Raw genomic sequence first — 11,068 nt, 5'->3', positions numbered from 1 at the left:
TCTTCCACCTTATGGATAATCAACAGGCGTGATAGTAAGTAATACTTGATATTTTCATAGGAGTGGTTGGAAGTAGGAAATCCGGAAAAAAAAGGAGGTTGGAAGCGCCCTGCGCTCCGGTAGAAGAAAGGCTAGTGTGTCTTTTTCCGACCGTGCCCACCCACCGCCCTTCCGTCTTTTTCTACCTCCTACCACAAAGGTTTGTCGATTTATTAAACCGGATGTATATAGATAAGAATAATCAGCAGAAAAAAGAAGAGGTGGAAAGGGCATGCAGATTTCGGATTGGATGCGTGGTTTGCGTTCGGTGCAGGCAATGGGGAAGCTGCCGGAGGTACGACAGGATCAAACAGTGCAAGTGTCCATTAAGCAAAAGCTATCGTCTCAGGAAGCGCTCGTAGAAATTAATGGACAGGAATTCGAGGCTACGTTTGAAAAAGGTGTTCCGGCTGAATCACGCGTATCAGCTCAAGTTATGGCACGCAACGGAGAGACGCTTCAGCTTCGCGTCAATGCTACGGCAGAAGGAGCTTCCCGCCAGGTTCCTCCTTCTGAAGCTGTAATCGATCGAATGTTGCAGGAGGCTGGTGTGAAAGCCTCCCCAGAAATGAAAGAAGCGGTGAAGAGAATAGCAGCGGAGCGTATGCCTATTACGAAGGACGTGCTACGTACGATCCAGCATATTATGCAAAAGGGAGAGGGAGGAGTTCAGCAGAAGATAGACACGCTGACTGTGATGGCAAAGAAGGACATTACCATCACACCAAAGGCATATGAGGCGGTATCCCGAGTGCTGCACGGGCCTTCTCTTGGTTCTATTCTTAGTGAATTGGCAAAAGAAGCACCAGATTTTCTGCCTCCTGCTGCATCAAAGGATATCGTAACGAATGGCGTGTCACCTGCGGCACAGAAGAAGCTGACAAAGCAGCTGGAAGTATTGGAGCAGGCATTAAAAAGTGAACGTCCGATAAACAAAGAAGCAGTACAAAAACTGATCGAACAAATTAAGCAAAACGTGCAATCGGTCAAGCCGAATCCAGATATTCGCCAGGCGATCGATAAAGTGGTCGGACAGGTGGAAGAGATCATACACAAGTCCGCACGACAGAAACATGCCATTTCACCGGAACAGATGAAACATGGAGTAGATCGGGCAGCACTGGAACGGGCGATTAACCAGTTGAAACAGCCCGCTCAAGCAGCACGACAGGAGGGAGGAGATACAAGGATTCCTCTATCTGACAAGGAGATTCTACGTCAAATCGACACGATTCAGCAGAATTTGCAACAGCAACAGCCTATTACAAGGGAGCAATTACAGAGATTAATTCAGCAGATTGAAAAAAATCTAGACGTCTCTAAACGGGATGATGCTTCGCGGCAACAGTTGCAAAAGAGCATACAAATATTATCCAAAATGGCACAGGCTCTTCCTGAACGCCAACCTGTTGTGTTGACCGAAAGTGCGAGTCGTTCGATTGGAACAGAGCTAACACGTATCGCTGAACAGATACAGGCAGGAGCTGCCACTACTCCAGACGCGCAGCTTGTCAAGGAGACAGCAGGGCAAGCTACGTCTCCGACCAAACTTCAGGACCTCGCCAAGCTTGTACAGGAATTGCGGAGTGCAGGTCGGGTTACCCGTGCCCAGTTGGATCAGCTTATGCAAACTGTAAAAGATGTCGTAAACAAAGCCGGGCTGAGTCCGAAGCTGGCAAAAGATATTGAAGCACTCACCGATCGTCTAATAAAAGACTTGCGAATGTCGATGAGCTATGAAGCGGTAGGTAAAAGTGGGGAAGCAAAAGCGATAGTCACACGGAACATGGATACGCTTGTTCAATTGTTTAAGCTTTCAGCCCCTGTGTCAGTACTTCCAGGTGAAGGGCAGGAAGGCGAATCCTCATCTGCTTTTCTGCGTCCAATTGGAGAGACGTTTGCACGGCTGGCGGGCATCGTGCTGGCAGCACGTCACGATATGATACAAGCGCTAATGGATGCCCAGGAAGCTACGTTTAAAAATCTTGATGGCACACAGGAGATTGCCAAAGTTGTGGAAAATTTGTCCGCTGCTTTAAGAGATGCTGCAATCCAGAACTCTATTCCGAAGGAACAAGCAAGACAGATGGATACAATTTTGCAGAGGATAGAAGCAATGGCTACAGGGCAGGAAAGAAGCACAGAGCCTGCGACCGTGCTTCAGGAACTGGATGGATTGGAGCAATTTCTGCGGGAAGCCGGGGAACGGGCCGAAGCTTTGACAGGAGTACAGACTACGGACTTTGAACGGATAACTCGGTATATTCCGGACTATTTGCGGGAAGCCGGAGAAGAGTTCATCCAGACCAAAAAGGAGATTATGAGCAACGTTCAGCGCATGAGCCAGTTTCTACAGCAGAATATTCCACAGGCGGCTTCATATGTACAGCGTATTATTGAGCCGACGATTGAATTGGTCAATCGCTTGGTGACAAAAGGAGAATTTGCCCTGTTTGCTGATATGGAATTCGAGCACAGCATTTTGAAGATAAGCGGTGAACTGCAACAGGTAAAAGGCTTGCTTGATAAAGGGAAACAGGACGAAGCCCTGCAAATCTTCCAGCGGGTGCGCGGAGAGCTGGAAAAATTGCACTGGCAGCCTTCTTATACGAAAGTAGAGCGGTTCTTCTCCAAAATGACCGGCGAAGGAGAAATGCGAAATCCGTTGCAGATGTATGGACAGCAATGGCGCGAAGATTCTCTTACAGGTCGGGGTGTGCAGGAAGCGATGAGAGGGATGGGCCTGAATTATGAGCGGGAAGCGGCAGAATGGCTTGTGCGTCGTGAGGCACATCCACATACACCAGGAACTGCCTTTGGACAGACAGGGCATCATGGTCAGGGAAGGCAAGATGCTCCTCCCCATACGTTAAAGTCGTTGATGATGGAGGGCATGAATGATCCGCAGCTCACAGTCCGTGCGAAAGAAGTAATGGATCAGGCGCTCTCTCATGTTACAGGACAGCAATTGTTGTCACGACAGGATGGGCAAACGCCGTTTCAGTCACTTCATGTTCAGCTACCGATTCCGTGGGAGGAAGGAACACAATCCGTAGAGCTGCAAGTACAATCCCGCACGAATGGAGAACAGATGGACTGGGAGAATTGCAGTCTGTTCTTCTTCCTTGATACGCCGAAATTTGGTGAGACAGGTATCTCTGTATTAGTAGCGGAACGAGAGATGACATTGCGTATACAAAATGATCATCCGAATGTAGAAGCAGCCTTTTCCCCGTATATTCCAAAGCTTACGGACGAACTACAGAAGATGGGATACCGAATTCATGGTGTAACTTTTACACCGATCGGTCAGGCTGTTGCTGGTGAAGAGAAGCAACAGCCTGTCCTGCCTCATGTGGATGCGGCAAAGGCACGTGCCGAGGCGCTTGCGACTGCTACAAAGGAAGGTGTGGACTTCTCCATATGATGTATAGACAGATTGCAAACATGCCAAAGAAAAAAGGCTCACCGACACGTGCAGCTGTTATTCGCTACGATAAAGAAAACGACAAGGCACCCATCGTTGTAGCGCAAGGTGAAGGAGAAATAGCCGATAAAATCATTGCCAAGGCGAAAGAGCACGATATTCCCCTACAGGAGGATTCGATGCTGCTGGAAAATCTGCTGGAGCTGGATTTAGGGAATAATGTCCCGCCCCAGCTTTATCAGGTCGTGGCGGAAGTGTTGCTGCTGGTAAGACGGGCTAATGTAGGTGAAATGGTACCTGCTATGCCCCGTACCGTGCAACAGACGCCGTATTGGGATGACATGGAAGATGAAGAGGATGTGAGTCTGGAGGATTTGCTACAGGCGATCGACTCCATCAAAGGATAATCATCAGCTATTCAAAATAGCAAAGACCCCGAATGTCCGTGTTTCGGACGGTCGGGGTCTTCTATTTGCGTTCCGGCGGCTTTAACAATTCCAACACCCACTCCGCCTGCTGTCTTGCCTGTACCATCATCGCTTGCGCCGCCTGAGCGAGAATACTATGCTTCGCATATGCCATCATCTCTTTAGCGATATCCGCATCTCGTATCCGCGACTCGGCTGCCGCTAGATTCTCCGCCGAGTTCATGAGGTTGTTGATGGTATGTTCCAGGCGGTTTTCATAAGCGCCTAGCTGGGAGCGCTGGGAAGAGACGCGTTTTATCGCTTCATCAAGCAGGCCTAACGCTTCGCTCGCCCCTTCTGGAGTTTTCAGCTTTTCATGTAGATTCTTGATGCCAAGTGCTCCAGTGTCGCTGGCGTCGATACTTATCCTGATGGACTGTCCTTGATTGGCGCCGATCTGAAATGATTTGTCAGTGAAGGAACCGTCCAGCAGATTTTGACTGTTGAATTGCGTATCTTTGCTGATACGGTTTATCTCGTCTTCCAGCTGCTTCATTTCCTCAATAATCGCCTGTCTATCGGAAGAAGAAAGGGTGCCATTTCCCGCCTGAACAGTTAGTTCGCGCATTCGCTGCAGAATATCGTGTGTTCCCTGTAGTGCCCCTTCGGCGGTCTGTACGAGAGAAATCGTGTCCTGCGCATTGCGTGCAGCCATATTCAAGCCGCGAATCTGTGCGCGCATTCGTTCTGATATCGCAAGTCCTGCCGGATCGTCTGCGGCCCGGTTAATACGCTGGCCCGTTGCGATTCGCTCCATATGCAATCCTTGCATTTTCAAATGATACTGGTAAGAACGGTACGCTATCATTCCACTATGAAGTGCCTGTAAGAAGATGTTCCTCTCCTTTCTATATGGAAATCACTTGATGTATTAATAAAAGTTCAGGTGGCTGGAAGGAGGAGATTCGGAAAAAAGAAGAGGTTGGATGCGCCCTGCGCTCCGGCAGAAGAAGGGCCAGCGTGTCTTTTTCCAACCACCGCCCTTCCTTCTTTTCTTCCCCTACCATAGAAGTCTATTGATTCATCGTCAGATATATATAACCAAATGCCCTATTGGTACAGAATATTTTTATAATATTTATTTTACCATATATTGAATATTAAGTCTTGTCTTTTCCCCTCTAGGAAATCAGCAGGTGGGGATTTACCATTGATTTTTCATAAAGCATACAGAGAAAACTTTATTATAAAAATGAAAGAATATGTATTTTTATTAAGGTAAAGTGTTAATGTATAAAATGAACCTGAAAAATTCTATGAATTCTAATATTTTTTAATTGTATTTAAATAGATACCTCCTTATAATTAAAGAAAACATGATTATCCACAAACAAACAGAATGAGGGGGAAACTAGACACGATGCCGAAGAAAAAAGGTATGAAAGCGCTTTTTTTGGCCTGTATTCTGATGCTGGTGGCTGTCATGGCAGCGGCATGCGGAGGCGGGGACAAAGGAAGCAGCCAGTCGACCAGCGGACAAGCCGAGGCGGGCAAGGAAGCGGCCGCTGGAGGCGAGAAGAAGGTGTTGAAGGTTGGAACTGATGCCGCGTACCCTCCGTTTGAGAAGTTAGGTCCGGACTCCAAGCCGGTAGGGTTTGACATGGACATCATCAAGGCGGTTGCAGAAGCGAACGGCTGGGAAGTCCAGATTGAGCATGCAGGATGGGACCCGTTGTTTGAGGACATCGAACAAGGCAAGCGTGACATTGCGATTTCGTGTATTACAATTAACGAAAAGCGCAAAAAGAAGTACGATTTTTCTGACCCTTATTTTGATGCATACCAATTAATCATGGTTCCGGAAAGTGCAAATGTAACGAAGGTTGAAGATATCAAGAATATGCGTGTAGGCGTGCAGAGCGGTACGACAGGAGCAGCATTGGCTGAAAAAATTCTCGGTAAAGGCAATACGAGGCTGAAGGGTCTTGATGATACGCCGTCCGCGGTGGAGGAGCTGTACGCGAAGCGTGTAGATGCGGTTGTAGGTGACAATGGGGTGCTTACGGATTTCCTTAAAAACTCCGGCAAGGCAGGCTATAAGGTAGTGAAAGATCCGAACGTTGTGCCAGAGCAATACGGCATCATGGTCAAGAAGGGCAACAAGGAGTTGCTTGATGGGATTAACAAGGGATTGAAGACGATTAAAGAGAACGGCAAATATGATGAAATCTTCAAGCAGTACTTTGGTGAAGAGAAAAAATAAGCGGATAGAATAAAAAAAATGTAGGCAATCGCATGTTTATCCGTTATAATGAATATGTTATGCATAAAGTAGAAATTCCATCAGTGGAGATTTTCTTTATCCCCACTGACGGTTAATTGTACGTATCGGAGTCTTAGGGGCAGTTATCCCCCATGTAACGCACTTGAAGTAGGGGTGTCTGATTGCCCGTTGGACCGGGATAAGGGGAGTGCGCGTGGACAAGGTTCCCGCGCACTCTTCGCCTGTTTGGTGAGAAAGCTATTAGGAAAGGCTGTGAACGCATTGGATTGGGGCGTCATTTACGAATACCGTGAGATGTTTATCCGTGGTGTGGGATATACAATTCTTTTTACTTCTGTTGGCGTATTTATGGGGACGATTCTTGGATTGATTTTCGGTTTGGGACGATTGTCGAAGAATCCGTTGGTGCGCTGGCCATCTGTTGCTTACATAACTGTTTTTCGTGGTACACCGCTGTTTGTGCAGATTCTTCTAATTCACTCTGCGGCCATCCCGGAAATATGGGGACTTTTCTCACAAAGTGAGCCGCCTTCCGCTGTATTTTCCGGGTTTGTAGCACTTTCCCTGAATGCTGGAGCTTACATAGCTGAGATTTTCCGGGCGGGAATTCAGTCGATCGATCGCGGTCAATTGGAAGCGGCCCGTTCACTCGGGATGGATAAGAGACAGGCTATGCGGTTTGTTATTTTGCCACAGGCGTTCAAACGGATGATTCCACCGCTTGGCAATGAGTTTATTGCCCTGCTGAAGGATTCGTCGCTGCTTGCGGTTATTGCAGCACCAGAGCTTGCGTATGCGGGATATGCGACAGCGAAATCGACATTTGCCCGCTGGGAGTCCTATTTGACGATGGCAATCGTCTATCTTATGCTTACACTTATCATTTCCCGCTTCGTTGCATACCTTGAAAAACGCTTTGCGACGGAGTAAAAAGTCATTTTCTAAATTGTCGAATAAATGCCTTTTTCGTCGATTGATTTAATTTGACTTGTGCCTATTCAGGGTGGTATAGTCAAGATGTGGGAAGAATGACAACGTGTTCCCATATTTTATTGACGGAAAGGGATGTATTTGATGCAAGGTAAAGTAAAATGGTTTAACGCTGAAAAAGGTTATGGTTTCATCGAACGCGAAGACGGAGACGACGTATTCGTACACTTCTCTGCTATCCAATCAGAAGGCTTCAAATCTTTGGAAGAAGGCCAAAGCGTTGAATTCGAAATCGTTGAAGGCGCTCGCGGACCTCAAGCAGCTAACGTTGTTAAGTTGTAATATGCATCACCTTTCCTTGTGATGGAAATAAGGTAGATTCAAATACAACGAACGATAACTATGCCCTCGGATGATTCCGGGGGCTTTCGGTTACTTCCTATATAATGAAGTGAAACTTCACGCAGTAGGGATATTACTGCCCGTTAAGACGGGATTATACAAAAAGGAACAGGCAGCACAATCGTGCCCTGTTCCTTTTTGTATTTTTAGGCTATTGTTCTTGTCATGGTGCCAATAATTAAATCATTAGCAATTCGCGGATGTCATTCTCTGTCAAAGTAAACAAAGCCCCTTCGCCTGGCTGGATCACTTCGTCAATCAGGTTTTTTTTCTGTTGCTGTAGTTCATACATCTTCTCTTCAATCGTGCCTTGTGTGATAAGCCGGATGACTTGCACGATGTTCTTCTGTCCCATACGATGCGCCCGATCGGCTGCTTGCTGCTCTACCGCCGGATTCCACCATAAATCATAGAGGATGACGGTGTCTGCTCCCGTCAAATTTAATCCGGTTCCGCCTGCCTTTAAGGAAATCAGAAAAATGTCCTGTTCCCCTTCATTAAAACGGCGACACAGCTCCACCCGTTCATTTGCGGGTGTTTTGCCGTCCAAGTAAAAATAAGATAAATCGTAATGTGCCAGTTCCTGTCGAATGATGTTCAGCATCTCCGTAAACTGGGAAAAGATAAGGATTCGTTTACCGGCGCTGTGATAGTCCTCAACGATTTCAAGGAGCTGATCCAGCTTCCCTGAATCGCCTGTATAATTCTCGATGAACAAGGAAGGGTGACAGCATAATTGCCGCAGGCGAGTTAGACCTGCTAAAATCTTCATTCGATTCTTTTGGAAGCTTTCCGTTTGAAGCTGCTGAATGGTTTCTTGCTGTAGCTTCATTAAATAAGCCATGTACAGTTTTTTCTGCTCCGGCGATAAATCGGAGGTTTGAAGTGTTTCTATTTTCTCAGGCAGCTCCTTCAGTACATCGGATTTCATCCGGCGTAAAATAAAGGGGCGTGCTCTTCTTGCCACGGCTTCACGAGAAAGCTCAGCAAATGCCTTTTTACTGAAGAAAAGCTCAGGAAATACCGCATCAAATATGGACCACAGATCTTCAAGTGAATTTTCTATTGGAGTTCCGGTTAAGGCAAAACGATGCTGAGCGTGAATTTCCCTGACGGCTTGTGCAGTCTTCGTAGCATAATTTTTCACTGCCTGAGCTTCATCCAGGATAAGGGTATGGAAGCGATGGTCTGCATATAATTCCATGTCCCTTCGCAGAAGCGGATAAGACGTAATCAATACATCTATATTTGATAATTCATCTAGAATCTTCCTTCGTTCCTGTTTATCGCCTGTAGCGATTATTGCCGTTAGCTCAGGTGCGAATTTTTTTAATTCGTTTTTCCAGTTGTACAGTAATGAAGCTGGAGAAATGATGAGTACGGGAAGTCCGGTCGTTGTGCTTTTCTGTTGTTCCGAAAGGATAAACGCAATACACTGTAGTGTTTTACCAAGCCCCATATCATCTGCCAAAATGCCGCCAAAGCGGTAATGAGCAAGTGTCTTTAACCATTGAAAACCGTATTTCTGGTAGTCCCGCAGTACAGGGGACAGCGTCTTCGGAATCTCAAAATTAAGCCTATCCGGGCTTCGCATGTTTTCGAATAGCTGGCGAAGTGATTTCTCGATTCGAATGGCAGGTGTTCTTTCATCTGAATCTAGTAGATGAAATCCGCGAACAACGGATAATTTGATGCGGTTCCCTTTCATTTCCGATTGGCGGATATTCATTTCCTTCATAAAGTGACCGATATCTAGAAACGCATCTTCCTCTAATGACAGAAATGATCCGTCCTGTAAACGGTAGTATTTCTTTTTCTCCACAACGCTTTGAAGGATATGATGAATTTCCTGTTCGTCGATCCCTTCCATCCCAAAACTGATATCCAGCCACTGTGTTTTCGAGTCGACATCTACCGTCACTTTAGGTGAATAAAGGCTGTGGTGCATCAATGATTTTAAGGAGGACGTCATATAAATCTCGGCTGTTTGCTCCAGTTGGGGAAGAAGGTGATATAGAAAGTGATATATTCCCTCCTCATCATCCATATAAAGCTCGTTGCCATTGTACTTGAATGAGGATTGTTCAAGCAGATTCATAATCCGACTCTCCTGTTCAGTGTCACGCAAGAGAATACGGCCTGAATGATCCTGATGGTCAATATTCGAATGAAAGGGTGCAATTACGATATCATCATATTTATATTCAAGTCGGGCCAACAGTCGCTCCGCATCCCGATCAAGATGAAGCCTGGCATGCAGCGGCGGGCTTATAATCCGATTGGAAATTTGCTGTTCGATGACAACGGTGCTCATTTTTTTCAGTTCAGGAATGACGCGCTCCACAAAGGATTCAATTTGGGAAGGGGGAATCAGTACCTGCTGGCTGGGCCTGTATTGGAACATTTCTTTCATTTTGGCGATTCGATGCAGTTGTGTTGCAGGCATGTTGTACAGCGTTCCTGCCGCAAGCACACAACCGTAGTCCTCCATTACCATAACTTGATCCAGCCCCTGAATGTCCAGTTGATAGCCTTCAGCTTGGGCCTTGTGTAATTGAAAGTTAAGAGGAGCGTTTCCGTCCCTTGTCTCGATACGCTCGTATGTATGTGCTTCGTGCTCGAACATCACAGCTGCCTCCTTCAATTTTGGCAGCAGCTTCTGCCAGGCCGGAGGAGGAATGAACAACAAGCGACCGGTGTTGAACATATAACGGTTAGCCTGGCCGCTTAAGGCTTCGCGATAGGCTGCTTCATTGTGGTATACCTCAATCAGCTGTTGAATGATTGCCCAATCCGCTTCTTTAAACGTGTGTATGGAAGGATCGAATGTGAAGCGTTTGGAGAACGAATGAGTAGCCTGTTGTTCTATTTTTGAAAGAAAGTCTTGAATTTTATGGACGATATACAATTGTCCGCTGCTCCCTACCTTCATTTCAATTCCAAACAGGTTCTTTTGAGCAGGATAGGTGATAGTTGCCGCTTTGCATGTGAATTCTACTTCAAGCACTTGATTATATTTTTGAGGAACGTTATCTATACTTTGTGCCACAACAGAAGTATCCTCAAAAAGTGAAATAATATTTTCTGTTAACTGCATATCCCTTCTTGATAGACGGGTTTTTGCCGGATTCTGGTCTTTTGATGCATGCTCAGAGTGATGGGAGATATTTTTCACGTTGTGATTGAAAGCATGAATGTGAAATAAGACTGCGGCGATGTGTTTGCAGTAATTATAATATGAGTGAAAGGCCGGACACTCACATTCAGCCTCTATATGATTAGAATCTTCAAGTGTGATATCGACATTATACGGTTTGCTCCCTGAGACAACAGCGTGATAATGCAGCTTATTCGGGTCGTAATGCAGCTCAAGCACCCGGCGTGATTTGTAATAAGCTTCACCACGCTGATAGGAAGCTGTGCCACACAATGACTTAATGTCTTTTAGGGATAGTGAATGACTCATTTTTGTTTCCTTCCTATTCATCCGGTGTTTGTTCTGCGGATTGCCAATCTATTCCTTACTATTAATATGGACTATATACATCTGATTTAATAAATCGACACATTTTTGTGGTG

At 46.1% G+C, this 11,068-nt stretch carries 7 protein-coding genes; 5 read left to right on the top strand and 2 right to left on the bottom strand.

Annotated elements, in window-relative coordinates; genetic code table 11:
* The first annotated feature begins 271 nt into the window (after positions 1-271).
* Both HMPREF0083_RS06465 and HMPREF0083_RS06460 read left to right on the top strand, forming a co-directional pair.
* Positions 272-3,466: a hypothetical protein gene (locus tag HMPREF0083_RS06465; protein WP_021620357.1), complete on the top strand. Its 3,195-nt coding sequence runs from the start codon at positions 272-274 to the stop codon at positions 3,464-3,466.
* Positions 3,463-3,873, top strand: coding sequence for an EscU/YscU/HrcU family type III secretion system export apparatus switch protein (locus HMPREF0083_RS06460; protein ID WP_021620356.1), 411 nt, complete (start codon positions 3,463-3,465; stop codon positions 3,871-3,873). The genes HMPREF0083_RS06465 and HMPREF0083_RS06460 overlap by 4 nt, the downstream gene beginning before the upstream one ends.
* Before the next feature lie 61 nt (positions 3,874-3,934).
* On the opposite strand, the gene HMPREF0083_RS06455 is transcribed toward HMPREF0083_RS06460, so the two are convergent.
* Positions 3,935-4,690 (bottom strand): flagellin N-terminal helical domain-containing protein, encoded by a 756-nt coding sequence (locus HMPREF0083_RS06455; RefSeq protein WP_327848864.1) that lies wholly within the window; start codon positions 4,688-4,690, stop codon positions 3,935-3,937.
* 603 nt (positions 4,691-5,293) lie between these two features.
* Here HMPREF0083_RS06455 and HMPREF0083_RS06450 point away from each other — a divergent pair.
* From HMPREF0083_RS06450 to HMPREF0083_RS06440, 3 genes are all read left to right on the top strand, one after another.
* Positions 5,294-6,136 carry a basic amino acid ABC transporter substrate-binding protein gene (locus HMPREF0083_RS06450; RefSeq protein WP_245191318.1) on the top strand — a complete coding sequence of 281 codons (843 nt, stop codon included), beginning with the start codon at positions 5,294-5,296 and terminating at the stop codon, positions 6,134-6,136.
* A 315-nt stretch (positions 6,137-6,451) separates the two neighbouring features.
* The gene (locus HMPREF0083_RS06445) at positions 6,452-7,087 is read left to right on the top strand and encodes an amino acid ABC transporter permease (RefSeq protein WP_187374791.1); all 636 of its coding nucleotides are present in this window, start codon (positions 6,452-6,454) and stop codon (positions 7,085-7,087) included.
* Positions 7,088-7,231: 144 nt separating this feature from the next.
* A complete protein-coding gene (locus HMPREF0083_RS06440; protein ID WP_040301719.1) occupies positions 7,232-7,429 on the top strand; it encodes a cold shock domain-containing protein in 198 nt (65 codons plus the stop codon).
* 238 nt (positions 7,430-7,667) lie between these two features.
* Here the strand turns inward: HMPREF0083_RS06440 and HMPREF0083_RS06435 are convergent, their stop codons facing one another.
* Positions 7,668-10,955, bottom strand: coding sequence for a DEAD/DEAH box helicase (locus HMPREF0083_RS06435; protein ID WP_040301717.1), 3,288 nt, complete (start codon positions 10,953-10,955; stop codon positions 7,668-7,670).
* Positions 10,956-11,068 lie beyond the last annotated feature (113 nt).

The organism is Aneurinibacillus aneurinilyticus ATCC 12856 (assembly GCF_000466385.1).
Taxonomy (GTDB): Bacteria; Bacillota; Bacilli; order Aneurinibacillales; family Aneurinibacillaceae; genus Aneurinibacillus; species Aneurinibacillus aneurinilyticus.
This window is presented reverse-complemented; position numbering and strand designations above follow the sequence as displayed.